Below are 25,831 nucleotides of genomic sequence, written 5' to 3'. Positions count from 1 at the left end.
TTGCGTCCTAGTGCTTCAGAATTTCCGGCATGTACACCGGTCCCCGCCGCGGGAAGAACTTCTCGAGCATCGCCGCGAAGGCGGGCAGCAGCGTGATGGCCATCACCATGTTCACGATGAACATGAAGGTCAGCAGCGCGCCCATGTCGGCCTGGAACTTGAGACTGGAGAACGTCCACGTGGCCACGCCGACCGACAGCGTGATGGCGGTGAATACGGTGGCAAGCCCGGTCTCCTTCATCGCCAGCTCGAGTGCCCGGGTGAACTCCAGACCGTGCGCAAGCTGCACCTGCAGGCGGTTGTAGATGTAGAAGGCGTAGTCCACGCCGACGCCGACCGCGAGCACCATCACCGGCAGCGTGGCCACGGTCAGCCCGATCTCCAGCTGCTTCATGAACCAGTAGCCGATCCACGTCGCGACGGTCAGCGGCAGGCAGCAGGCAATCATCGCGCGCCAGTCGCGGTAGACCAGGAACACCAGGATCAGGATGGCGGCGTAGACGTAGAGCATCATCGGCAGCTCGCTTGCCTCCAGCACCTCGTTGGTGGCGGCCTGCACGCCGGCGTTGCCGCTCGCCAGCCGCACGTGCACCCCGTCGATCCGGTTGGCGTCGCGGAAGTCCTTCACCGCCTCCACCACGCCCTTGATGGTCGGGGCGCGGTGGTCCGGCAGGTAGAGGTTGACGCCCTGCACGCGGCAGTCGATCGACGACAGGCCGGCGATGCGGTTGTTCACGCCCTGGAACTGCGAGCCGAGGCCGCGCGGGTCGCGCGTCACGGTCGCCATCTTGGGGCTGCCTTCGTTCATGCCGACGTTGTAGAGCTTGAGCTGCGCGGCCAGCGAGTCGGTCGACACGACACCAGGCACGCTGCCCATGCGCCAGGCAAAATCGTCGATGAACAGCAGCTCGTCGGCGCGGGAACAGACTTCGCCCTTGTGCTCCGGTCTCGCCTCGAACACGACGGTCAGCCAGTCCAGGCCCACGGCGAAGCGGTCGACGATCGCCGCCACGTCGAGGTTGTAGCGCGAGTCCGCGCTCAGTTCCGGCGCGCCCGCCTGCAGGCTGCCGATGTGGCGCCCCTGGCTCTGCCATACCGCCAGGCCGAAGATCACCGCGCCGGCAAGCGTCACCAGCGCGGCGTTGCGCGGCCGCGCGATGCGGGCGATGGCTTCCAGCCACAAGTTATGGCGTTCACGCCGGGCCAGGGACCGGCGCGCGAACTCCGGCGAAAAGCGGAAGTACGACGCGGCCACCGGCAGCATCATCAGGTTAGTGACGATCTTGTAGCCCACGCCGATCGCCGCGGTCAGCGCCAGCTCGCGGATCATCGGAATCGGAATCAGCAGCAGCGTGACGAAGCTGACCAGCGCGGTGATCAGCGCGAGCGAGCCGGGAATCAGCAGGCCCGTGAAGCTGCGCCGCGCGGCCATGGCGGAATCGGTTCCCTGCGCCACTTCACGCACGATGAAGTTGATCTGCTGGATACCGTGCGAGACGCCGATGGCGAACACCAGGAATGGCACCAGGATCGCCAGCGGATCAAGCCCGTATCCGAGCAGGCGCAGCGTGCCGAACTGCCACACCAGCGACACCAGCGAGCACGCCAGCGGCAGCAGCGTCAGGCGGAGCGAGCGGCAGTACCAGTACACGGCGAGCCCGGTGAGCAGGAAGGCGATGGCGAAGAAGCGCGCCACGTCCGCCGCGCGGTCGGCGATGTCGCCGGTCTGCTTGGCAAACCCGATGATCTGGATCTCGACCTTGTCATTCTCGAACGGGCGCCGGATCTTCTCCTCCAGCAAGCGGTTGAACTGGATATAGTCCAGCTTCCTGCCCGTGGCCGGGTCGACATCACCAAGCTCGGCGGTGATCAGCGCGCTGGTCTGGTCGCGCGCGACCAGAGTGCCGATATGGCCCCCGGCGGTGGCACGCTGGCGGACCATGCCGATCACCTCGGCCGAGAGCTTCTCCGGCACGACGTCTCCGCCGGTCACCGCCTCGGCGCGGAAGCCGTCTTCGGTGATCTCGGTGAAGAAGACGTTCGGCGTCCACAGCGAAGTCACGCTCGCCCGGTCCACGCCGGGCAGGTAGGTGACGGCTTCGGTTACCTTGAGCACCTGGGTCAGCGCCTGCGCGTTCCAGATGTCGCCGTCGCGGGCATGGACGGCGATGGTCAGCCGGTTGGCGCCGAACAGCTGGTGGCGGTACTGCTCGAAGGTCTTGATGTACTCATGGCCCTGCGGCAGCTGCTTTTCGAAGCCGGCTTCGAGCTCGAGCTTCGCCCCCAGCACGCCCATGACGGCCGTGACGCCCGCCAGCAGCAGCAGGAATGGAAGGCGATGCCCGAACAGGGCAGCTTCTAGACGGGTTAACAGGCGTGCAAGCATCAGAATGCGGTGGTCATGCTGAGGGAAAAGAAGTCGCGGTCGCGCAGCAGGTTGCTGCCGCTACCGCCCCAGTTGTGGGTGTAGTCCAGGCGCAGCCTGGTTTCCGGCTTGGTCTTGAAGTCGATGGTCGCGCCGATCACCGCGGCGCCCGCGCCCTGGATGAAGCCCGGCAGCGCCGTTGCCGAATAGCCGCCGATGCCCTGCATCACGGCGATATCCGGCGACAGCGACGCCCTTGTGCCGAAGATATTGGGATAGGTCACCGACGCCGCCAGCACCATGCCCGCCGACAGCTTCGTCGGCAGCTGGTAGTCGGCGGTGACCGCATACGGGATGCCGGCGTTGAGCTTCAGCTTCGGGTAGTACGCCAGCGCACCCTCGGCGGTGAGCGTGCCCTCGCTGGCGCCCAGCGCGCGCAGCAGCCAGCCGAACGATCCCGATGGCGACATGATGTGGATGCCGGTCAGGTGCAGCTGGTAGTGCTGCGTGTCGACCCAGCCCTTGCAGCTGCTGCCGACCGGCTTCACGGTGAAATCGGCCAGCGCATTGCAGTAGTACGGATTGCCCGGATCGATCACCGTGGTGGGGTCGATCGCGACGCCATCGCGCGGCCGATAGGAAAGCTCCGTGCCGATCACCCACTCGCCCGCCTGGAAGTTGTACGACAGGCCGAACAGGTCGCGGTTCTTGCCATAGTCGAGCGACGCCTGCCAGCCGAACGGATTGGCCGTGGTGTTGCCCACCTGGTAGCTGACGAACGGCACCTTGTCGCTGTAATGCTGGTAGTAGAAGCCGAGCTCGTTGCCGCTATCGGGGAACTTGTAGCGCAACGCTAGCCCGCCCTGCCCGGCATTGGTCGGCTTGTTGTCCGGGCCGCGCGGGATGAACGTGCCGGCGCCAAGCAGCGGCCCCACCGGGTTGGCGCCAGGATCAGCCAGTTCGCCGGCGCTCAGGCGGCTGTTGTAGGGCAACCCGGTGGCGGGATTGATTCCAACGATCCGGGTGCCGTTGTCGCCGATGGTGGCGCGCGGAAACGGCGGCAAGCCTGCGGCGCCCAGCGCCGCATTGACCGTCGAGGTCGGGATATAGAGGCCGCGCCCACCACTGCCGACGAAGTCGCTGGTCGAAAAGAACGTCCCGGGCGCATCGAACACAAAGCTGTTCCACTTCCACTGGTAGAAGGCTTCGATGCCCAGGTCCGGACCCAGCGACGAACTGGCCGAGACCATCGGCGACGGGATGAACAGGTTCTTCAGCGGCGTGCCGGGCTGGTGCGCCGACGGCAGGTAGATCGGGTTGATCGAGTTCACGCCGCCCGGGATGTAGAGGTTTTCACCCCAGCTCAGCACCTGGTTGCCGACGCGCACGCGCGCCTGCTGGTCGCCGACCTCGAACTCCTTGGTCACGTAGGCGTCGAGCAGGCGCGGGTTGCTGGTGGCAAAGTTGCGCGCCGACGGGTCGAGGTCGCTGCGCCGGGTGTGGTCGACCGCGAAGTCGTAGTTGACCACGCCGCGCAGCAGCCCGCTCCAGCCGTCGGACGCCTTGAGGTACAGGTCGCTGGTCCACTGCGCATTGGCGGACACCGGCTGCCAGCGCTTGTAGTTCAGGTTGCCGTCGTCCTGGTTCACGCGCAGCACGTCCAGGCTCGACGAGAACACGGCCGGGTTGCTCTGCTGCAGCGGCGTCGGGGCGTCGCCGACGCAACCGCCGTTGTCATTGCCGACGAAGCTGCAGTTCGTCTTCGACGTGCGCACCGCCACGCCGAACGACACCGTCGAGTCGAAGGCCACCTGCCAGCCGTTGTCGAGCGTCCATTGCGCGGCGCGGGCCGCTCCTGCATTGGCCCCGGCCAGCACGCCGACGATCGCGGTGCAGACCAGCTTCCGGTCCAGTTTCCTTGCGCTTGCACATGCATTCGCACTCGCCCTGCCGATCGCCCCGGCGACCGGTCCCGCGTGATCACGCAGTTTCATGATGGCCTCTCGGTACCCGTGTGATCGCTTAGCGCGTGGTGAATCGGCGCAGGCCGTCCGGCTCGAAGGTCTTCTCTTTCAGGCGTCCTTCGCGCGTGGCCAGCCAGTCCGGCTCCTTGCGGCCCGCGACCACGCGGTCGAGCACCGCGCGCCGGGTCTGGTGGTCATAGCTGGTGTTGGCCGCCCACACGCAGGCCGGGATTTCCCAGGCCATGTAGGGGCCCATCTCGGTCGTGCGCCAGACCTTGCCCTGCGCGTCGTACATGTCTTCCACCAGGATGGTCCAGGTGTCCTCGTCGAGATAGAACACGCGCTTGGGGAAGGTATGGCGCATGCCGGACTTGAGCGTGGCCTCCACCACCCACATGCGGTGCAGCTCGTAGCGCGTGTGGTCGCGGCTGAGGAACTTCGGCTTGACGACATCCTCGACCTTGTTCGCGGAAGAGTTGAGGCGATAGGTGTTGTACGGGACGTACATCTCCTTCTTGCCGACCAGCTTCCAGTCGTAGCGGTCCAGCGGGCCGTTGAACTGCATATACTGGTCGACCGTCAGCAAGTTCTCCGTATTGAGCTGCGGCGCGTCGTACTGGTACGTCGGCGCCCGGCGTACACGGCGCTGGCTGGCGAAGTACAGCCAGACGTCGTTGGCCTCGGCGAACTTGTACTGCGTGAGCGTGGCATCCCCGGCGATCGACGGCGGGCTGGTGAAGGTGTTGAGGTACAGGCTTTCGATGCCGCGCGCGTCGGCGACGCCCTTGTTCGACGGCGACCACATCGGCGACGTCTGCCATTCCTCCTGGCCGAGCGGCTCGCCGATGCTGTCGCCGCCTTTGGGCGGGATATAGCCGGCGTAGCTCATCTGGAAGCCCTCGCCCTTCCAGTGCAGCTTGTGGTTCCACATCGCTTCGACGCCGCTCTGCGGGATCGGGAACGGCACGCCGGCGCCGAGTGCCTCGGCCAGGTTCCGGCCGTTGTCGGCAAGCCTGGCGCTCGCCGCATTCTTCTTCGTGCGCTCGTAGTAGAAGTCGGGGAAGCCACAGGATCGGCGCGTCGTGTAGACGTCCATGCGGTAGCCCGGGATCGTCTTCACCATCTCGACCTGCCCGGGGGCGAGCTTGTCCTTGTATCGGTCGACATTGGACGCGTCGATCGACAGCAGGCGCTTGTCGTTCGCATAGGGATCGGGGCGCGGCGTGCCGGGCTTCCAGCCGCCTGGCGCCTTCATGTCGCCACCGGTCCATTCCGGAATGGACCCGTCCTTGTTGCCGGCACGCTCGGCCCCCACCGGGGTAAGGTCCTTGCCGAGCCGGCCCATGTCCTGCTCGGGAGCGGCGGCGTAAGCTGCGCCGCCAAGCGCAACGGTCGCGCTGATCAACCACGTCGTGTATTTCATCTGTGTCTCCTGCCACCAGGTTCAACCGGTTACTGTGCCGGCTTTGTATTCTTTAAACAGAGTGCCTAACATAGGACACTATGACAAACATAGGCGCAAAAAAATGACGGTTGTTGCCCGCGAGCGACCTGGCTCAGGTTTCGCCGCTGCCCACTACCGCAACCGCCTGGATCTCGATGCACAGCCCCGGCAGCGCCAGCTCGGTCACGCCGACCGCAGTCCAGGAGGGATAGCGGTTGGGGATGTACTCGTCCTTCACCTTGGTGAATTCGGCGAGCTCGCTGCGAAAGCGGGTGTGGTAGGTCGTCAGTTCGACCACGTCGGCAAGGCTGGCACCGGCGGCCGCCAGGACGCCTTTCAGCGCTTCGAAGGCGAGCCGCGCCTGCGCCTCCATGCCCTCTGCCGGGGTCATGGTGGCGTCGATGCCAACCTGCCCGGAAACCCAGATGGTGTCGCCAACGCGGGTCGCGGGAGAAAAATGGAGGGCGTCGTACAGCGCCTCGGTGCCGGGCGGAATGATGGACTGTCGGTTCATGGCGGGAGTCGTCATGTCAGGGAGGGACTTGGCTTATAGGATTTGACGGAAGCAGGAAGCCCGGAACGGGTCGCCCGCCTTCAGCGATGCCAGTTCTTCGACAAACAGGACGCCCGCCGGCGTGAAACCCGCATCGCTGTGTTCCGGCAGCGGACTGAAGACCGCATCGTCGCCGAAGAAGCGCATCACCAGCGTGTGGCGATCCGGGAAGTCGGCATCGACGGCGCCGCCCCCGTGCAGCACGCCGGGATGCAGCAGCAGCACGTCGCCGGGCCGGGTCGCCCAGGAGACGATGTCGTACGCATCGGGATTGGCGCGGCGCTCGGCCTCGATATTCGGCAACCGCGGCCAGGCGTCACCACCGTGCAAGGGTTCGGTGGGATCGTCCGGGTTCTGGAAGGTGCTGCCGTCGTGACGCGTACCGAGATGCGAGCCGCGGACGATCTCCAGCGCGTTGCGTTTGGGTACCGCTTCGAAGCTGATCCAGGCGTTGGCAAAGTGCTTGCCGGCCCAGGGCAGATAGGAAGTGTCCTGGTGCCAGGGCGAGCGCCCTGCGTTGCCGCCGGCCTTCAGAAACAGTTCCTCGGCGAAGTACCAGACGTGCTCGGAGCCCCACAGGTCGGCAAACAACCTGCCAAAGGGCAGCGCCGCGGCCAGTTCATCCAGCCTGCCCTTGGCAAAGGGATTTGCGTTGTCGACATGCGACTTCTGCACCGAGCCGTCGAACAGGCTGTGCGCATTGGGACCGGGGTTCTCGATGCCCCAGTCGAACGCCTGCCGGCACAGCGCCAGCTGTTCCGCATTGAGACAGCCTTCGATAAGGACGGCCCCGTCCTCCGCGAAAGCCTTGCGCTTGGATTGATCCATGGGTGAACTCCTGTCGTTCCGCGGCCGACTCGTTAGTAGGCCAACACACCAAAGTTAGGTAACTATGGCAAAGAAAGAAAGAAGAAAAAAGACAGGGTATTCCCTGCCATGACATTGGCCTTCATGCGTTAAGCGATGTCGAAACAACCTACGCCATGGGCTTTTGACTTGTTTGTCTTTTCGTCCTATATTTGCCTCCATATACTATTTTTGGCTTTCACCGAACAATGAGCGAGCACACAAGGCGCCGGGATGGCGCGGCACAGGTCGAGGCGATACAGAACAGGACGCCCGGCTCCGGGCCGGACTCACACACGCGGCGCCGGCTGCTCGGCATTGCGGCAGCGGCGGCCGCCACATCGCTGGCGGTGGCCGCGGCACCGCATGCCGCCAACGCCGCACCACGGCGCGCGGGCGCTGCACGCGCGCAGCGCGACGTGCTGGACGTCGCCATCCTTGGCGCCGGCCTGGCCGGACTGACCGCCGCGCGCGACCTGCAGCGCGCCGGCTGCCAGGCCTTCGTGGTGCTGGAGGCGCGCAACCGCGTCGGTGGCCGTACCTATAACCACGACCTCGGCAACAGCGTGGTCTCCGAAGCGGGCGGCCAGTGGATCGGCCCCGGCCAGACCGCCATTGCCGACCTGGCGCGCGAGCTCGGCGTCGAAACCTTCGGCACCTATTACGCCGGCAAGACCGTATTCCTCGCCGACAACATCCGCGTGACCCAGGATCTGCATGGGGGCATCGGTGCCCAGGGACAGGTTGCCGCCAGGCTCAGCGAGATGGCGCGCGGCGTGCCCAGCGGCGCGCCATGGAAGGCGTCGAAAGCAGCGGAATACGACAAGCTGACGCTGGGCGACTGGCTGGCGCGGCAAGGCCTGAGCAACGAGGAGAAATTCTCCTTCAGCATGGCCGCGACCCTGTCGCTCGGCGCGCCTCCCGCACAACTCGGGCTGTTGCACTACCTGTCGGTGATCAACAGCGCGAACAGTGACTACGACACGCTCGAGAAGATCAAGGACGGCGCGCAGGAGACCCGCTTCGTCGGCGGCTCGCAGATTCTCAGCGTCCGGATGGCGCAAGACCTCGGCGACAAGGTCCGGCTGTCCTGCCCGGTGCGCAAGATCGTCGGCTGGGACCGCGAGATCGTCGAACTGCATACCGACGGGGGCGTGGTGCGGGCGCGTCACGTCATTGCCGCGCTGAACCCGGCGCTGTGCCAGCAGATCGTGTTCGATCCCCCCCTGCCTCCCGGCCGGGCACAGTTGCACCGCGCCTGGCCTGCACATGCGCCCATGCGCAAGGCCGCACATGTCTACCCACAGCCGTTCTGGCGCGAGAAAGGCTTCAACGGCCAGGTGGTGCCGCTCGACGGCCCGCTGATCTGGTCGGTCGACAACTCGCCGCCGGACGGCTCGGTCGGTGTGCTCAGCGCCTTCGTCAAACCCGGCTACCTGCCGGCCGAGCCGAGCGCCGCCGAGCCCATCCTCTCCGCCGTCTATGCCAGGGCTTTCGGAGACCAGGCGCTGAAGCCCACGCAATACCACGACCTTGACTGGGGCAAGGTCGACCCTTGGTCGATGAGCTGCATCAACCCGATGCCCGCCGGTTTCTGGACGAAGCTGGGCCAGCACCTGCATCCACCACTGGGCCGGCTGATCTGGTCGGGGACCGAGACGGCCGACATCTGGGCCGGCGCCATGGACGGCGCCGTGCGCTCGGGACACCGTGCCGCCCTGCAGGCACTCGGCGCGCTGCAAGCGCCGCTGCCCTCTCCCGTCGCGGAGGCATAAATGAAGATGAAGCGCATGATGTTCGCGACGGCTGCGGTAGTGGCGGCAGCGGCCGCATTCCTCGTTCCCGAACTGGTGGGCTACCACCGGTTCGGCTCGGCACTGGACAATCAGGCCCGGGCAAGCCAGGCCAATGGCGGCCCCTGGCCGCAATTTGCGGAGACCTGCTTCGCCTGCCATGGTCCGCAAGGGCAATCCCGGAACGCGGAGTACCCGGCCCTGGCCGGGCAGCCGGCAGCGTATCTCGAGGCGCAGCTGCGCGCGTTCGCCAGCGGGCAGCGCGACAACCCGACCATGGGGCCACTTGCCAGGAGCCTGACCGACGAGCAGATCCGGTCACTGGCAGCCTACTACGCAAGGCAGGCACCGGCCGACAGCACGGACGCGATGGAGAGCGCCGCGCTCGAGGCGCGCGGCAAGGCCGTGGTCCAGGCGCGCAGCTGCCAGGCCTGCCATGGGGAAGCACTGACGGGCAAGGAGCTGGCACCGCGTCTCGCCGGCCAGGGAGAGCATTACCTCGCGCACCAGCTTGCGGCGTACAAGAGCGGCAAGCGCCATGACGCGACCGGCGTGATGGACGGCATTGCCGCCACCTTGTCGAACGAAGACATCCCGGCCGTGGCCCGCTATCTCGCCAGGATGTAGTGCATCCAGCCTCGGTTGAGCTGCCTGGAGTGGTGCACTATCGACTTATGAGTTGACCAGCCACGTCACCGCGCCGGCCGGTTTGCACCGGCAGTGGCTGGGCGTATTCTTTCCCTGAGACGCGGATTCCGGCCGGCCTGCCATCGCCGCTTGCATGCCAGGCGCCCGCCCGCGGACTGCGGGGGTAGATCATGCGCAGGCAGACTCACGGCAGAGCGGGAAAGGATCGCCTTTCCGCCCACGACTTCAGGCAGCTCGAGCCGCACTTCAGGCTGCTCGCCGATGGCATTCCTCACATGATCATGACCGCCGATGCGGATGGTCAGATCGATTACTGCAACCAGCGGTGGACCAGCTATACCGGCCTTGGCCTCGACCAGACCCGGTCCGGCGCCTGGAAATCGGCCGTCCACCCCGAGGACATCGCGCGCAATCTCGGCCGCTGGGCAGACGCGGTGACGCAGGGCCGCGAATACGAGATCGAATATCGCCTGAAACGGGCATCCGATGGCGCCTACCGGTGGCACCTCGAACGCGGGTCGCCATTGAAGGATGCCGACGGCAAGATCGTGAAATGGCTCGCATCCAGCACCGATATCGAAGCGCTGAAGCAAGCCCAGGCGTCCGCTGAAAGCGCCAACCATGCCAAGACGGAATTCCTGTCGAACATGAGCCATGAGTTGCGCAATCCGCTGAACGCCATCCTTGGCTTCGCGCAGGTGATGGCCTCCGAGTCTCCGCCTCCGACTGCGTCGCAGCAGGCCAGCATCGACCAGATCCTGAAAGCGGGCTGGCATTTGCTGGAGCTCATCAATGAAGTGCTTGACTTGGCCAGAATAGAAGCCGGCCAGGCGTCGCTGTCCCCCGAGCCGGTTTCGGTCATCGACACCTTGCACGAGTGCCAGGCAATGCTTGAGCAGCAAGCAGTGAAACGCGCGGTCCGCATGCGGTTTCCCGCGGCCACGCCACCCTGCTTCGTCCGTGCCGACCGGACCCGCCTGAAGCAGATCCTTCTAAACCTGCTTTCCAATGCCATCAAGTACAACCGGGACCGGGGCTCGGTCGATGTGCAGGTGACGACGACGGGACATCGCGTATGCGTCAGCGTGCGCGACACCGGCACGGGGTTGACACCGGAACGGCTCGCCCAGCTATTCCAGCCGTTCAACCGCCTCGGACATGAGGCGGGCCCCGTGGAGGGCACCGGCATCGGGCTCGTGGTAGCCAGGCGACTGGCCGAGCTGATGGGTGGGACCATCGACGTTGAAAGCACGCCCGGCGTGGGCAGCGTGTTTCGGGTCGGGCTGCCTGCCGCCGCCCCTCCGGCAATCTCTGGCGAAAGCACGGACACCGCCGCGCCCGTCCGGGCGCGTGTCGAATCCTCGAGCACGGTGCATACCTTGCTGTATGTGGAAGACAATCCGGCGAACCTCAAGCTCGTCGAGCAACTTGTCGCGCGCCGGGCAGATGTGCGTTTGTTGTCCGCGGCCACGGGGACGCTCGGCGTCGAACTTGCGCGCACTGCCCTGCCCGAGGTGATCGTGATGGACATCCATTTGCCCGACATCAACGGCATCGACGCACTGGAGCGCCTGCGCCACGACCCAGTGACGCGGCATATCCCGGTCATCGCCCTCAGTGCCAACGCGATGCCGCGCGACATCGAGCGTGGCGTGAAGGCAGGATTCTTTCGATACCTGACCAAGCCGATCAGGATTCAGGAGTTCATGGACGCACTGAACGCAGCGCTGGAACCGCCGCGAACCAGCTTGCCATGATCGACACGGCGGATATCCTCGCTGCAAGAATCCTCGTCGTCGACGATCTCGAGGCCAACGTCCTGCTGCTCGAGGCCATGCTGCATGGGGCCGGCTACACCCGTGTCGAGGCAACCACCGATCCACGCAGGGTCGGCGAGCTTCACCGCAGGAATCACTATGACCTGATTGTGCTGGATCTCCAGATGCCGGGCATGGATGGCTTTGAAGTCATGGCGCACCTCCAGGCCGTACAGCCGGAAAGCTACCTGCCGGTGATCGTCATCACCGCCCAGCCCGATCACAAGCTGCGAGCACTTCGGGCCGGAGCGAGAGATTTCGTGAGCAAGCCGTTCGACCTCGGCGAGGTGCTGATGCGGGTAAGGAACATGTTGGAAGTGCGCCTGCTCCACTGTGAGTCCCTGCGGTACGGCGAGGAACTCGAGCGCAAGGTATGTGAACTGGAAGCGAGCAGGGAAACGATCGTTCACCAAAGCGATGAACTCAGGCAGCTCTACGAAAAGCTTGTTCGCGAGCAACAGGTCGCCGAACGACTGCTCCTTAATGTACTGCCGGCGCCCGTTGCCGAACGGTTGAAGCTGCGATTCGATCTCATCGCCCCCGGTCCGCCCGAAATCATTGCCGACAGGTTCGAGGAAGTGTCGGTGCTGTTTGCCGACCTCGTCCAGTTCACCTGCTTCTCTCCTGCCCTGAGCCCCGAAGGCCTGGTAGCCGTACTAAACGAGATCTTCGCTGAGTTTGACGATATCGCGGAGAACCGCGGGCTGGAGAAGATCAAAACGATCGGCGACGCCTATATGGCAGCGGCCGGCCTTCCCGTCCCTGCTGACGACCACGCAGCCCGGGCCGCTCACATGGCACTGGACATGCTGGATTTCCTGACCCGGTTTAACCAGCAAAGCGGCTTCAGCTTGCAACTGCGGGTCGGTATCCACAGCGGCGCGGTCGTTGCCGGCGTGATCGGCCGACGAAAATTCATCTATGACTTGTGGGGCGAAACCGTCAATATTGCCAGCCGGATGGAGTCCCACGGTATTGCCGGCCGTGTTCAGATATCGGAAGCCACCAAGGAACAGCTGGGGGAATCCTTCCTGCTGGAAGCGCGCGGAACCATCAACGCGAAGGGAATCGGCGAGCTACAGACATGGTATGTAGCTGGACGAACCACTGACGGCTCTCGGTAATCGCCCGCTGGCCGCGACGCCGTATGGTTCCACCATTGATTTCAGGCCGCCTTAACACAGGCTCGAGCCCATTCACCGCTCACGCTCGATTCGTCCTTCGCCCGGAGCGTCGCCTGAAGTCGGTGCTGTACCCGCGCTAGCGCGCCCACTCAATTTTCGACGCCTTTCCCTGATCCTCCTTCGTGAGGAAGACGCCAGATCCCTCCATCGATTGCAGTGGATGAACTGGTCGCTTACTGTACACCGCTGCAACTAAGATCATTCTGGATGGCCGTTAAAGATTGCTTACCGGCCCTAATTGCAATTAGGCCGGCTGACCGAGAAGGGTCGAGAGGCGTCTCTGGCGCAAGCCGCCCGCCACAGGAAGTCTTCGTGACTCCAAATGAATCGAAGCGCGTCGTCGTACGAGGGAGCCTGCCTTTGCGGGCAAGTGGAATTTGAATTTCCTGCTGTCCCTCTAACCTTCCCCTTTGATGATTGCTTTACGGGCTTGGATGGCGAACACCGCTATCCACGGCAGGTGCCCGGCGATGTGCGCGCGTGCCAGCGTAGAACGATGCGACACTGAGCAGGGCGAAAGCCCAAGCCCCGAGCGCCCCGTACAGCATCACGAACCCGAAGCCGTGTACGAGAGCCTCCTGAAGGATCACGCCGTTCGCGTCGATAGCCGCGATCTCAGCGCCGCTCTGCGTGAGAGGCACGATATTGCCCCCGGCTACCTGTGCTGCGAGCAAACGAAGCGACGAGGTTTCTGGAACACTCGAAAGTGCGCCGATGAGATAAGCATGCACGCCCTCCAGAAGAATCAGGCCCATCAGCGCGATATTGACGGCCAGGCTGATCAGTCTCCCGCTCATATCAATACCCGACGCCATGCCAGCGCGATTTGGCGAAACTGAACCCATGGCTGTATTGGTGACCGGTGTATTGGTCAGGCCCAGCCCCGTTCCGCACAACAGGCAACCCGGCAGCATTGTGAGCCAACTCGCGTGCTCCGCGCCAGCGCCAAACATCAGCAGCAGGAAGCCAAGGCCGATGGTGAACATGCCGAGCGGAATGACCCTGCGCGCTTCAAACCTGAGTGCAAGTCGCTCTGCAACCGGTGGCACGATAAGCGTCGGTACCGTATAGGCGAGCAGCGACAGTCCGGCGGACACGCTGGTGTAGCCAAGGGCACCCTGAAAATAGATCGGCAGGTAGATCATGAACGGCCAGTAGCTGAAGTTCATGCCGATTGATCCGAACAGCGCGCCTGAGAACGAGCGGATCTGGAACACCGAAAAATCGAACATGGGTCGAGGGCTGCGCTTCTCGACAAAGATAAATGCAATGAAGCTCAATACCGTCGCCGCGATGAGACCGAATGCAGTGGGACTGGCATATCCGAGATCCGAGCCTTGCGTGATGAAGTAGACGAGCCCGAAACACGACGCGGAAAGAGTGAGGATGCCGGGAGCGTCCAGATGTTGCGCATTCGGGTCCCGGGATTCCTGTACGCCGGCCAAGACCAGAGCCAGTGCAACGATAGCGACCGGCGAATGAACCAGGAAGACCCACTGCCAGTTGGCAACCGCGACGATTAGGCCGCCGATAATCGGACCAAAGCCGAGGCCGATGCCAAAGATGATTCCCCAGGCGCCGAATGCCTTACTGCGTTCCCGCCCTTCCGGAAATTGATGCGACAGCACTGCCACTTGACAGATCAGCATGGCGCCGCCAGCGATTCCCTGAAGAAACCGACTGGCGATCAGCACGGGTGCGCTTTGAGCGAGCCCGCAGCCCAGGGACGTGAGCCCGAACAGCACAATGCTTGCCAGATAAATGCGCTTGCGTCCGAAGTGGTCCGCCAGCGCCCCAGTCGCCATCAGCACCGTGGTGCAGGCAAGTGTATAGGCGTTCATGATCCATTGCATCTGGTTGAAATCGGCGTTCAGCACATGCTCAATGGTCGAGAGGACCGTCGGGACACTGGATATTTCGAGACCGAACATCAGCGAGGTCAGGCAGACCGCAGCTAGCGCAAGCACGTTTTTTGGAAGGCGGACGAGGACCATGGAATATGTGGATCAAAGGGGCAGTCGCATGTTCACATCGGATGTAGACGATGCAGAGGCCCAAGGAACCGCACGGACGCCTCTACTCCGTTTGTCTGATCCGTCTGCTGGATAGCTTACAAAACGTCTTCAGCTCTTGCGCGCCGTTTCCGGCCATCTCCATTCCAGGCCGAGTGGCAAAAAACGGGGGTGACCTCAAGTTGGTCGCAACCACATCAACAGCAACTGCCAAGTCGCAGCCTGAGATGGAGTCGCCATGACACCCGGCCTTCACGGCGCTGCCAGCGCCCTGCTGACACGCCGCATGCCGCGTTCCCGTCCACCGCGCATGTTGCAGAACACCGCGCAGGCTTTCGGTTCGGGCCGCTGCAATGGGATTACTGATTGATGGTCGCGCAAGCAAAGGCCCGTCGCGCTGGCACGGGCCAGGAGCTGCAGAGCCTGCAGTGATGGGGTGGCATGGATAGGAAGATGGCCAGCGATGGCCATTTTTTCAGGAAGCCTGTGCCCAGATGAGCAGCTGGCTGAGACTGGCCAGGAACGGTCGGCTACAGACGCCGCGCGCATGGCTGCCCAGCGTGGGGTTCGCGTCTATACCGTAGGCTACGGTACCCCGCAAGCGGAGTCGAGCCAGTCCTCCTTCACACAACTGGATAAGCCGACTTTGCGCGCGGTCGCGACGCTGACTGCTGGCGAGTACTTCCTAGCCGGCTCGGCCGCGGATCTGACACGGGTATATCGGCAGCTTAGTGCCCGTTTGGCGCTCGAACGCAGGCAGACCGAAATAAGTTCTTTGCTGGCCGGGACCTCAGTTGTGCTGATCGCTGCTTGTAGCCTGTCATTGCTGTGGTTCCGACGGTGACCATAACGAAAATCAGTCGTCGCACGTATTTTTGGAGCGGCGCGACCGCCGGACGCGGAACTCTATAAATGCTACCCGTAGTGGTCGTCGGATCAGTCGGTCGCATCGGCTTTAACGCCTGCTCGGTCGACGACCTGGTGGAGGCAACGGCGTCGTTGCATCGAGGCAGTCTGTACAAGGCATTCGGTTCCAAGCGCGGTCTATTCGAAAAGGTGCTGGACCGAGTCCTTGTCGGCGACTGGTACCGCTATCGCCGCTTGTTCTCCTGTCTCATCGGGCCGCCGCTCGTAGCGCTGCCATGAAGTGGAGCATGGCCTCCGACGGCAACTCATTCTTGCGGGTGACGATGCCATAGCTCGACATGGCGCGCCGGATGGGCACCGACACCCGCGCCAGCATGCCTTCGGCGACGAAACGTTCGACCACGGCGCGGGGCTGCAGCGAAAGCATATCCGTCACCTGCAGCAGTTCAAGCGTGGAGAAAATGGACGGTGTTTCCACCATGCCGACCACGCCCTGGATGCCTGCCGCCGCAATGGTTTCGTCGAACAACTGCCGGATAGCAGTCAGCTGTGGGTAGAGGATCCACGGCCATTCACCGAGGTCGGCAATTTCCACCCTGGTCCTTTCCAGCAAAGGATGTCCCGGTCGGCACACGACCCACACCGGCTCGGGTGATAGGGCTTCAAAATCGAAGATGGCCTGGTGCCTCGGCTCGGTTAGGCGCCCTACCATGATGTCCAGCTTGCGGTCCTCCAGCCATACGGCGAGTTGATCGCTGCTCTGCTCGATCAGCTTGACGATCAGCCGCGGGCGCTGCTGCAGGAGCTCGCGGATGGCCGTGGTTACCACTTGAGCCGCCGACGCTGAAATCGCGCCCACGGTGAGGTGGCCGTGGCCTCCCGCCCGCAGCGCTTCCAGTTCACTCACAAACTTGCCCAGTTCGGCCAGGGCCGTCGACGCGTAGCGCAGGGCAAATTCGCCCAGTTCAGTCGGGCGCATGTCTCTTGGCAGGCGATCGAACAGCCTGGCCTGCAAGGTGTCTTCGATGTCGCCCAGTATCTTGGTGGCAGCTGGCTGGGTGATGTGCAGTTGCTCCGCCGTGATGCGTAAATTGCGGCTGCGACCCAGCACGTCAAGGAGTTGCAGATGCCGGAAGCGCAGCTTGGCGAGCACGGCGGTAGGGGCGGAAGCGGTTTGTCGGGCCATGAAAGGGGTAAACCCGGTTGAATCGATAACCAAATGGAATCGATTCTACCCAACAATCGATTGGATGTTTATCAGAGTGCCACGTAGAGTTTCACCCAACGCTGCAGTCGCGGCGCTCACGACAACAACATCAGGTGGAGACAATCGATGGCATCGCCGCTCACCCTCAGCGCAACACAAACGCTTCCTGCCGACGGCCTGGCAGGGACGCTGGTCGGCCGCGCATGGATCCCGGCAGGTAATGGCGTGCCGGCCGGCCCGGGCGTCGTGGTCGTACGGCCAGATGGTGTCTTCGACATTTCGGATGTCGCCCCGACCATGAGCACCCTGCTGGAACAAGACGACCCGCTCCCGGTGGTGCACCATGCGCCCGGGCGCTGGATCGGCAAGCTCGACGACCTGCTGGTCAACACGGCCGATCCCCGTGGCGGCGACGGTTTGGCCCGCTTGCTGGCACCATGTGACCTGCAGGTGATCAAGGCGGCAGGCGTGACCTTTGCCGGCAGCCTGCTCGAGCGCGTTATCGAGGAGCAGACCAAGGGCGACCCTCTAGGCGCCGCCGAGGTCCGCAGCAGGATCCAGGCGCTGGTGGGCGAGCGCCTGTCCCGGATCCGGCCGGGTTCCCGCGAGGCAGGCGAACTCAAGGCCGTGCTGATCGAGCATGGCATGTGGTCCCAATACCTCGAAGTGGGCATCGGCCCGGACGCCGAGATCTTCACCAAGGCGCCGCTGCTTTCGGCGCTGGGCACCGGTACGGAAATCGGCCTGCATCCCGGCTCCGCGTGGAACAATCCGGAACCCGAGATCGTGCTGGCCATCAACAGCCGTGGCGAGGTGCTCGGTGCCACGCTGGGCAACGACGTCAACCTTCGTGATTTCGAAGGCCGCAGTGCGCTGCTGTTGGGCAAGGCCAAGGACAATAACGGCTCCTGTGCGATCGGTCCGTTCCTGCGACTGTTCGACCAGACCTTCTCGCTGGATGACGTGAGGCGAGCGACGGTGCACCTGCGCGTCGAAGGCGCGGACGGCTTCGTCTTGTCTGGCACCAGTTCGATGGACCAGATCACACGCGATCCACTGGAACTGGCCGGGCAGGCAATAGGGGCGACCCACCAGTATCCCGATGGCGCCATGTTGTTCCTCGGTACTTTATTTGCGCCAGTGGAAGACCGCGACACCGCGGGCGGCGGTTTCACACACAAGGACGGCGATCTCGTCCTCATCTCCAGCCGCCAGCTTGGCAGCCTGGTCAACCGCGTGGGCCGAAGCGACCGTATCGCTCCTTGGACGTTTGGCGTACGCGCCCTGATGACCAACCTGGCCGCACGCGGCCACACCACTTTTTGAACAGCGATTGCTGAATGGGCGCCATGGCGCCCCGCCCTGAAACCGCAGCCACCCTCGCGCAAGCAAAAGACGGGGATGCCGCAATCCATGACGTCAGGCCGCGACGCGCGGCCTGTTACCGGAGACAACCCATGCAGACTCAAGCTGCCAACCACGATCCGCTCGCAAGCGCGGTAAACAAGGCACGCCTGCGCCTCGCGCCTTTCCTTGCCCTGATGTTCGCGCTATCGATGCTCGACCGCTCCAACGTCGGCTTCGTCAAGCAGGCCCTGATGGTCGATTCCAATATCGGCAACGCGGCCTATGCGCTTGGGGCCGGCATTTTCTTCATTGGCTATGCTGTCTTCGAAATCCCCAGCAACCTGATCCTGCACCGGGTCGGCGCCAAGGTCTGGCTCAGCCGCATCATGGTCACCTGGGGGCTGGCGTCGGCGGCCATGATGTTCGCGCACGACGAGACCTCGTTCTACGTGCTGCGCTTTATCCTTGGCGTCGCCGAAGCGGGCTTCTCGCCGGGCGTGATCCTGTATTCCACCTACTGGTTCCCAGCCAGCCAGCGCGGCAAGGCACTCGGCGTCTACTACTTCGGCTTGCCGGTGGCACTGGTGCTGGGCGGGCCGGTCTCGGGGCTGCTGCTCGATGTGATGGGTGGCCAGCTGGGCCTGCGCAACTGGCAATGGATGTTCGTCATCGAAGGCCTGGCGGCGTCGGTGGTGGGCGTGATCGCCTTCTTTTACCTGGTCAGCAAGCCGCGCGATGCGAAGTGGTTGAACGCCGAAGAGAAGACTGCGCTTGAAGCCGCCATCGCCGCGGAAGACAACCGGAAGACCGCGCACGGCCCGGCCACCGCACTGAGCGCGCTGCGCAACTGGCAGGTACTGCGTTTCGTCGCGATCTACTTCGCCATTCAGGTCAGCGTCTATGGCGTCATCTTCTACCTGCCGACACGCATTTCCGAGCTGACCGGCACGGCCATTGGCGCCAAGGTCGGCCTGCTTACCGCGATTCCATGGCTGTGCGCGCTGATAGCCCTGCGCCTGATCACCGGCATCGCCGACGCCAGGGGCAAGCAACGGGAATTCGCCATGGCCATGCTCGCCATGGCTGCCATCGGCATCGCACTGTCGACGCTGGGGCATGAACTGGTGCCCGTGCTGATGGCTTTCTGCCTGGCTACCGTCGGCTTTGTCGTGGTCCAGCCGCTGTTCTGGACGCTGCCCACCGCGTACCTGAGTGGCACCGCCGCGGCCAGCGGCATCGCCCTGATCGGCGCGCTCGGCAATCTCGGTGGCTTTATCGCACCGACGCTGAAGACTGCGGTCGAATCCGCCTTCCATAGCCAGCAAGCGGGCATGCTGGCCCTGGCAATCGCCGGCGTAGTCGGCGTGCTGCTGCTGAGCACCGTCGGCGCACGGGCCCGCCGCGCCTCGACGTTGCGGCTTGGCTCCTCCGAGGCTGCCTGACTGCTTCCCGTATTCCTTGCACAAAAGCAACCTGACATGACCATCCTCGGACTTCACTACATCGGCGGCGAACGCCACGCCGCCGGCACCCTGCTGTACAGCAGCGACGCCGTGACAGGCGAACGGTACCCGGTCAGCTTCCACGAAGCCACCGAAGCCGAAGGTGCAGCAGCCGTGCTGGCCGCGCACCGGGCCTTTCCCGTGTTCCGTGCCACCAGCCCGGCCGATCGCGCCGCTCTGCTGGAGACCATCGCCGATGAAATCGATGCGCTGGACCAGGCGTTCATCGCGGCGGCCAGCCGCGAGACCGCCCTGCCGCCGGCCCGGCTGGAAGGCGAGCGCAAGCGCACCACCAGTCAGCTGCGCATGTTTGCAACCACGGTACGGCGCGGCGACTTCCTCGATGTCCGCATCGACCGTGCGCAGCCTGCACGCCAGCCGCTACCGCGGCCCGATCTGCGGCAGTACCGCGTCGGCGTGGGTCCGGTGGCGGTCTTCGGCGCCGGCAATTTCCCGCTTGCATTCTCGGTGGCCGGCGGCGACACGGCTTCCGCGCTGGCAGCGGGCTGCCCGGTGGTGGTGAAGGCGCATCCGGGCCACATGGTCACATCTGAATACGTCGCCAGCGCGATCGAACGCGCGATCGCGCGCACCAATGCACCGGCGGGCGTATTCAACATGGTGTTCGGCACCGCTTCCGCCGGGGCGGCACTGGTACGGGCGCCGCACATCAAGGCAGTGGGCTTTACCGGATCATTGGCGGTCGGCCGGGCTTTGTTTGACATGGCGCAAGCCAGGCCGGATCCGATTCCGGTGTTTGCGGAGATGTCGAGCGTGAACCCTGTGTTCCTGATGCCCTCGGCACTGTCCTCTCGCGGCGCACAGATTGCGCGCGAACTGGCAGCTTCGGTCACCTTCGGCTGCGGCCAGCTCTGCACCAACCCAGGGTTGGTGCTTGGCATTCGCTCACCGGCATTCGATGCGTTCGTCGCCGAACTCAGCAAGGCCCTTGCGCTGGCCGAGCCGCTGCCCATGCTAGGCGCAGGTATCCGGGACAATTTCCAGCGCGGGCTGGCCGGCTTGCGCGACATCCCCGGCGTGGAAGCCCTGGTGTCAAAGCAAGCGGACGGCCGCATCGGTGGGCATCTGCTGAAGGCCGATCGCAGCGCCCTGTTTGCGGAGGAGCGTGCGCTAGAGGAGGAAGTATTCGGTCCGTCGACGGTGATCGTCGCGCTGGATTCCGAAGACGACTTCCTGGCCTTTGCGGAAAGGATGCGCGGCCAGCTTACGGCAACGCTGATGGCCGATGACGGTGACCTCCGTCACCATGCCGCGCTGGTCGAGCGATTGGAAGGCAAGGTCGGCCGGCTGCTCTTCAACGGTTACCCGACCGGCGTGGAAGTCAGTGATGCCATCGTGCATGGCGGCCCCTACCCGGCTACCACCGATGCGCGCGGTACCTCCGTGGGCAGCGCCGCAATGGAGCGCTTCCTACGCCCCGTGTGCTACCAGAACTATCCCGATCCCCTGCTCCCGCCGGCCTTGCGCGAGCGTAACCCATGGCAGCTGCCGCGCCTGATCGACGGCGTGCCGACACGCGCCGCGCAGCAAGACGCGCACGACCTGGAGGCCGCAGCATGAGCGCCGTCCTGGAACAAGATGCGGCAGCCGCCGCCGAACCCGTCATCCGGCTGCATCCGGATGACGATGTCGTCATCGCGCGTGCGCAGCTGGTAGCAGGCGCGCACCTCGGCGCAGGCCTGGTGGTACGCGGCCTGGTGCCCGCCGGGCACAAGCTGGCAGTTCGCGCACTCAAGGCCGGCGCGCCGGTGCGCCGCTATGGACAGGTCATCGGCTTCGCCACGCGCCCGGTCGCGCCGGGCGAGCACGTCCACACCCACAACCTGTCCATCGGCCAGTTCGAGCGCGACTACGCGTTTGGCGAGGACAAGCGCCCTGCCGCGCCGGCCGCACAGCGCGCGCAATTCATGGGCATCGTCCGCGCCGACGGGCGGGTCGGCACGCGCAACTACATCGGCATCCTTACGTCCGTCAATTGCTCTGCCACCGCGGCACGCGCCATCGCCGAGCATTTCCGGCGGGAGGTCAATCCGCAGGCGCTCGCCGACTATCCGAACGTGGATGGCGTAGTGGCCCTGACGCACGGGCAAGGCTGCGCGGTGGATGGCGAAGGCGAAGGCCTGGCGCTGCTGCGGCGCACGTTGGCGGGCTACGCGCGCCATCCCAACTTTGCCGCCGTGCTGATCGTCGGGCTTGGTTGTGAAACCAACCAGATCGACGGCCTGCTCGACAGCGGGGGACTGGCACGCGGTGCCGCGCTGAAAACCATGACCATCCAGGCCACCGGTGGCACGGCCCGTACGGTGGCGGCAGGCATTGAGCAGATCAAGGCGATGCTGCCCGACGCGAACCGGGTGCAACGCGAGCCCGTCGCTGCCAGCCACCTCGTAGTAGGACTGCAATGCGGCGGCTCCGACGGCTATTCCGGCATCAGTGCCAATCCTGCGCTCGGCGCCGCGGTGGACCGGCTAGTGGCGCATGGTGGTACAGCCATCCTGTCCGAGACGCCGGAGATCTATGGCGCCGAGCACTTGCTGACGCGCCGCGCCGCATCTGCCGAAGTCGGCCACAAGCTGCTCGATCGGATCCGCTGGTGGGAAGACTACTGTGCCCGCATGAACGCCAGCCTGGACAACAACCCTTCCGCTGGTAACAAAGCCGGGGGCCTCACCACTATCCTGGAGAAATCGCTCGGTGCCGTAGCAAAGGGCGGCACCACCAACCTGGTCGACGTCTACGGCTATGCGGAGCAGGTGCAGGCAGCTGGCCTGGTGTTCATGGACACCCCGGGCTATGATCCGGTCTCCGCAACGGGACAGGTGGCCGGCGGGGCCAACCTCATTTGCTTTACCACCGGGCGCGGCTCCGCCTATGGCTGTGCTCCGGCCCCGACCCTCAAGCTCGGCACCAATACTGCCCTGTGGCAGCGCCAGCAGGAGGATATCGACATCAACTGCGGTACCCTAATCGATGGCTTGCAGACGATCGACCAGCTTGGCGAAGAGATCTTCCAGCTGATGCTGGCGGCAGCGTCGGGACACCGCTCAAAAAGCGAAGTGCACGGCTATGGCCAGAACGAATTCGTTCCCTGGCAGGTTGGCGCCATCACCTGAGCCGACGTCGGGGTGACCGCGCTCATTCGCCACGCGCGTTCCCATCCGACCCCGCGCTGAGCCACTTGTTCAAGCCAGCCAGGATCATCACGCTGGGTAGCAAAGACGTCGGACCGCGCCGGGGATCCGGCGAGCATATTACTCAGGCTTGACGTTTCGACCAGGTCCGTGTGATTAGTCTCATATCACGAGACGCCGTCAGTCTTAATATGCTGCTTCCAAAAACCAAAACCCTAGACGATCTCATCGAGGAACTGACTGCCTTGCGCGAGGCGCTGGGGGGCGACACACCCTGCTATATATTCGACTATGAGGACGCCTGCAATAAGGCGCTGAAATTGCACATTACCCAAGCGTTCTATACGGAAGATGGTGGCACTGAACTCCCGCTCCAGGTCTCCCCTCTTGCCAAGTGTCCCGCAACCCAGGAAGTCGAGGAATACGGATCACGCATGACGAGAATTGGCGACATGCGCGAAGTGCAGTGCAACGCGGTCAATTCCTGTGCAATTAGCGAATCCGGCTTCTTGGACAGCACCGTGCGCTCGTACAGCATCGAGTCAATGCGCTCGCGCAGCGTCCGCACACTCCAGCGTTCCGCGCTAGCCATCTGTACGTAGTAGTTGCGCAGGAGCGAGTCTTTCATTGGTAGGAACACCACGAAATACGACGAGCTCAATTGCCGTGACAGCGTCAAGACAATCGGCTCGTCCGGAAACGCGATGGCGAATTGCACCATTCTGCACAAGTTCTTGTCCGCAAAGCTACCTCCATAGTCACGGATAAGGTGTGCCGCCAAGGTTGGCAGGGTTTGCTCGCCGTAGCCGACCCCCTGGCCGGACAGAACATCAGCATGATTTCGAGGACCGATGCGCCAGAACAGCCGACGTCATTGGTCTGCGCTTTTGCGGCATCAACAATGCTTTTGGTCAGCTTGATCTTCGCCAGGTAGTGCTCCGGACGGGCCTCGACTCCGAGGGCAGGCCAAGAGCCAAGCGAAAGAGAACCGGGGCGATTTTCATCGTGCACCGGGATATGATCCAAGACGTTGAATCCGCCGAGAACCGCCACAGCAAGCTGCATCCAAGCCGGAATGCCTACCGGTGCGGAACCCATCATATGTTTTACAATCTCGCCGGCTGCAACCTGAAGCCCCGCGGTACCGGCGGCCGGTACGAAACCTGCTTACGCGGACCAACGACATCGAGGAGCATGACCGAATGACAAACTGGCTGCATGAGCGGCAGCGGTGCCGCGCGCGGAGGCCCTGACATGGCCGGTTCGAGCTTGCTGGTATTGATCGACGACATCGCCACCATCCTGGACGATGTCGCGGTCATGAGCAAAATGGCGGCCAAGAAGACCGCGGGCGTGCTGGGCGATGACCTGGCATTGAACGCGCAGCAGGTCAGCGGCGTCAGGGCGGAGCGTGAGCTGCCGGTGGTATGGGCGGTTGCGCTGGGGTCGATCCGCAACAAAGTGATCCTGGTGCCGGCGGCGCTGGCCATCAGCGCCTGGGCTCCCTGGGCCGTGGTGCCGTTGCTGATGGTGGGCGGCACGTTTCTTTGCTATGAAGGCTTTGAAAAACTGGCGCACCGGTTCCTGCACAGCAAGGCCGAGGACGCCGCACACCACGTGCGCGAAGTCCAGGCGGTCTCGGACCCCGCCGTCGACATGGTGGCCTTCGAGAAAGAGAAGATCAAGGGCGCGGTCCGCACCGATTTCATCCTGTCGGCGGAGATCATCGTGATCTCGCTGGGCACTGTCGCCAATGCGCCGTTCGGCCAGCGGCTCGCCGTCCTGTGCGCGATCGCGGTCATCATGACGGTCGGCGTCTATGGCCTGGTGGCCGGCATCGTAAAGCTCGACGACGCGGGCCTGTACCTGAGCAAGCAGACGTCGGCGGGACTCCGCCGGCTGGGGCAAGGTCTGCTGCGGCTGGCACCGTTGCTGATGAAGACCTTGTCGTTTGCCGGAACGGCGGCAATGTTCCTGGTGGGCGGCGGCATCCTGATGCACGGCATTCCGGCGATGCACCACGTGACCGAAGCCGTGGCACTGGCGGCGGCGGAGGTGCCGGCAATCGGCGGCGTGCTGGCGGTGCTGGCGCCGGTGCTGCTGGACGGCATTGCCGGCATCGTCGCCGGCGGGCTGGTGCTGGCGGCGGTCAGCGTGGTGAAGGCCGGCATGCGGGCGTTGCGGCCTTCGGCACGCTAGGCGCGGCAAGGCGGGGTTGGGTCGGCACGCTCATTGCCGGAACTAGCGGTGATAGCGATGGAACCCGGGTGTCCCGGGGGGCGGGACGCCCGCCCCGCCGCGGGTATGACCTGCGGGCGGGGGCCGTGTGTGGAATACGGCCGCGGCGCCTACTCCCGCTTGCGTTCGAGGCGCGCGGACAGCTCGCCCATCACGCCACGGCGGAAAGTCAGCACGCAGACGACGAAGATAGCTCCGATCACCATGGTGACGGACTCGCCGAGCGTATCGAACCAGCCCACCCCCGTGGCCGAGGCGAGGAAGGCGCCGATGTCGCCCAGCTTGTTCTCGAGCGCGACGATCACGATCGCGCCGACGATCGGGCCCGACAGCGTGCCCAGGCCGCCGACCAGCGTCATCAGGATCACCGAGCCCGACATCGACCAGTGCACGTCGGTCAGGGTCTCGAAGCCCAGCACCAGCGCCTTGATCGAGCCGGCCAGCCCCGACAGCGCCGCCGACAGCACGAACGCGGTCAGCTTGAAGCGGTCGACGTCATAGCCCAGCGACACCGCGCGCGGCTCGTTCTCCTTGATCGCCTTCAGGATCTGGCCGAACGGCGAATGCACCGTGCGCACGATCAGCGCGAACGCCGCGACGATGATCACCAGCGCCACGTAGTACAGCGTCAGGTCATCCGACAACGACAGCACGCCGAACAGCTTGCCGCGCGGAATGCCCTGCAGCCCGTCCTCGCCGCCGGTGAACGGNGCCTGCAGGCAGATGAAGAACAGCATCTGCGCCAGCGCCAGCGTGATCATCGAGAAATAGATGCCCTGGCGCCGGATCGCCAGCGAGCCCACCACGTAGCCGATCAGCGCGCCCGTGCCGGTGCCCAGGATCAGGCCGATCTCCGGCGTCACGCCCCACACCTTCATGGCATGGCCGGCGG

The 25,831-nt window shown here is 64.4% G+C and carries 19 protein-coding genes and 1 pseudogene; 11 read left to right on the top strand and 9 right to left on the bottom strand.

Features of this window, described 5'->3' with window-relative positions; genetic code table 11:
- Positions 1-7: 7 nt before the first annotated feature.
- From A3AG_RS0102270 to A3AG_RS0102250, 5 genes are all read right to left on the bottom strand, one after another.
- On the bottom strand, positions 8-2,386 hold the full coding sequence (locus A3AG_RS0102270; protein WP_051073460.1) for an efflux RND transporter permease subunit: 2,379 nt from the start codon (positions 2,384-2,386) through the stop codon (positions 8-10).
- Positions 2,386-4,359 carry a DUF1302 domain-containing protein gene (locus A3AG_RS0102265; RefSeq protein ID WP_081610670.1) on the bottom strand — a complete coding sequence of 658 codons (1,974 nt, stop codon included), beginning with the start codon at positions 4,357-4,359 and terminating at the stop codon, positions 2,386-2,388. Before A3AG_RS0102265 ends, A3AG_RS0102270 begins: the two co-directional genes overlap by 1 nt.
- Positions 4,360-4,387: 28 nt before the next feature.
- The gene (locus tag A3AG_RS0102260; protein ID WP_018003908.1) at positions 4,388-5,752 is read right to left on the bottom strand and encodes a DUF1329 domain-containing protein; all 1,365 of its coding nucleotides are present in this window, start codon (positions 5,750-5,752) and stop codon (positions 4,388-4,390) included.
- Between the two features lie 133 nt (positions 5,753-5,885).
- Entirely contained in the window at positions 5,886-6,287 is a 402-nt protein-coding gene (locus A3AG_RS0102255; protein ID WP_018003907.1) for a RidA family protein, read from the bottom strand.
- A gap of 33 nt (positions 6,288-6,320) precedes the next feature.
- On the bottom strand, positions 6,321-7,154 hold the full coding sequence (locus tag A3AG_RS0102250; protein WP_018003906.1) for a phytanoyl-CoA dioxygenase family protein: 834 nt from the start codon (positions 7,152-7,154) through the stop codon (positions 6,321-6,323).
- A 227-nt stretch (positions 7,155-7,381) separates the two neighbouring features.
- Here A3AG_RS0102250 and A3AG_RS0102245 point away from each other — a divergent pair, with 227 nt between their 5' ends.
- The 4 genes from A3AG_RS0102245 (at position 7,382) to A3AG_RS0102230 (ending at position 12,554) form a co-directional block, all read left to right on the top strand.
- A complete protein-coding gene (locus tag A3AG_RS0102245; protein WP_081610669.1) occupies positions 7,382-8,947 on the top strand; it encodes a flavin monoamine oxidase family protein in 1,566 nt (521 codons plus the stop codon).
- Between the two features lie 6 nt (positions 8,948-8,953).
- The gene (locus tag A3AG_RS0102240) at positions 8,954-9,592 is read left to right on the top strand and encodes a c-type cytochrome (RefSeq protein WP_026163869.1); all 639 of its coding nucleotides are present in this window, start codon (positions 8,954-8,956) and stop codon (positions 9,590-9,592) included.
- A gap of 191 nt (positions 9,593-9,783) precedes the next feature.
- On the top strand, positions 9,784-11,370 hold the full coding sequence (locus A3AG_RS0102235; RefSeq protein WP_018003904.1) for a PAS domain-containing hybrid sensor histidine kinase/response regulator: 1,587 nt from the start codon (positions 9,784-9,786) through the stop codon (positions 11,368-11,370).
- Positions 11,367-12,554: an adenylate/guanylate cyclase domain-containing protein gene (locus A3AG_RS0102230; protein ID WP_018003903.1), complete on the top strand. Its 1,188-nt coding sequence runs from the start codon at positions 11,367-11,369 to the stop codon at positions 12,552-12,554. The genes A3AG_RS0102235 and A3AG_RS0102230 overlap by 4 nt, the downstream gene beginning before the upstream one ends.
- A 482-nt stretch (positions 12,555-13,036) precedes the next feature.
- Here the strand turns inward: A3AG_RS0102230 and A3AG_RS0102225 are convergent, their stop codons facing one another.
- Complete coding sequence (locus A3AG_RS0102225; protein WP_018003902.1) at positions 13,037-14,608, bottom strand: MFS transporter; 1,572 nt, start codon at positions 14,606-14,608, stop codon at positions 13,037-13,039.
- 553 nt (positions 14,609-15,161) lie between these two features.
- On the opposite strand from A3AG_RS0102225, the pseudogene A3AG_RS34465 reads away from it, so the two are divergent.
- Both A3AG_RS34465 and A3AG_RS33025 read left to right on the top strand, forming a co-directional pair.
- Positions 15,162-15,470, top strand: a pseudogene (locus A3AG_RS34465) (VWA domain-containing protein); the annotation flags it as partial.
- A gap of 68 nt (positions 15,471-15,538) precedes the next feature.
- Positions 15,539-15,772 carry a TetR/AcrR family transcriptional regulator gene (locus A3AG_RS33025; RefSeq protein WP_240619774.1) on the top strand — a complete coding sequence of 78 codons (234 nt, stop codon included), beginning with the start codon at positions 15,539-15,541 and terminating at the stop codon, positions 15,770-15,772.
- Here the strand turns inward: A3AG_RS33025 and A3AG_RS0102215 are convergent.
- Positions 15,741-16,679 carry a LysR substrate-binding domain-containing protein gene (locus tag A3AG_RS0102215; protein WP_020384424.1) on the bottom strand — a complete coding sequence of 313 codons (939 nt, stop codon included), beginning with the start codon at positions 16,677-16,679 and terminating at the stop codon, positions 15,741-15,743. The genes A3AG_RS33025 and A3AG_RS0102215 overlap by 32 nt on opposite strands.
- 147 nt (positions 16,680-16,826) lie before the next feature.
- On the opposite strand from A3AG_RS0102215, the gene A3AG_RS0102210 reads away from it, so the two are divergent.
- From A3AG_RS0102210 to A3AG_RS0102195, 4 genes are all read left to right on the top strand, one after another.
- Entirely contained in the window at positions 16,827-18,026 is a 1,200-nt protein-coding gene (locus A3AG_RS0102210; protein WP_018003899.1) for a fumarylacetoacetate hydrolase family protein, read from the top strand.
- A gap of 131 nt (positions 18,027-18,157) precedes the next feature.
- Positions 18,158-19,489: an MFS transporter gene (locus A3AG_RS0102205; protein ID WP_018003898.1), complete on the top strand. Its 1,332-nt coding sequence runs from the start codon at positions 18,158-18,160 to the stop codon at positions 19,487-19,489.
- 36 nt (positions 19,490-19,525) lie between these two features.
- Positions 19,526-21,130 (top strand): aldehyde dehydrogenase (NADP(+)), encoded by a 1,605-nt coding sequence (locus A3AG_RS0102200; RefSeq protein WP_018003897.1) that lies wholly within the window; start codon positions 19,526-19,528, stop codon positions 21,128-21,130.
- The gene (locus A3AG_RS0102195) at positions 21,127-22,683 is read left to right on the top strand and encodes a UxaA family hydrolase (protein ID WP_018003896.1); all 1,557 of its coding nucleotides are present in this window, start codon (positions 21,127-21,129) and stop codon (positions 22,681-22,683) included. The genes A3AG_RS0102200 and A3AG_RS0102195 overlap by 4 nt, the downstream gene beginning before the upstream one ends.
- A 358-nt stretch (positions 22,684-23,041) precedes the next feature.
- On the opposite strand, the gene A3AG_RS33020 is transcribed toward A3AG_RS0102195, so the two are convergent.
- A complete protein-coding gene (locus tag A3AG_RS33020; protein WP_442342002.1) occupies positions 23,042-23,527 on the bottom strand; it encodes a DUF1016 N-terminal domain-containing protein in 486 nt (161 codons plus the stop codon).
- A gap of 428 nt (positions 23,528-23,955) precedes the next feature.
- Between A3AG_RS33020 and A3AG_RS0102185 the strand changes: the two genes are divergently transcribed.
- Positions 23,956-24,900, top strand: a complete 945-nt coding sequence (locus tag A3AG_RS0102185; RefSeq protein ID WP_018003894.1) for a DUF808 domain-containing protein — start codon at positions 23,956-23,958, stop codon at positions 24,898-24,900.
- Between the two features lie 149 nt (positions 24,901-25,049).
- On the opposite strand, the gene A3AG_RS0102180 is transcribed toward A3AG_RS0102185, so the two are convergent.
- Positions 25,050-25,831: branched-chain amino acid ABC transporter permease (locus tag A3AG_RS0102180; protein WP_018003893.1), on the bottom strand; the 782-nt coding region annotated here is incomplete at its 5' end.

Origin of the sequence: Cupriavidus neocaledonicus (genome assembly GCF_000372525.1) — a bacterium.
Classification (GTDB): domain Bacteria; phylum Pseudomonadota; class Gammaproteobacteria; order Burkholderiales; family Burkholderiaceae; genus Cupriavidus; species Cupriavidus neocaledonicus.
This window is presented reverse-complemented; position numbering and strand designations above follow the sequence as displayed.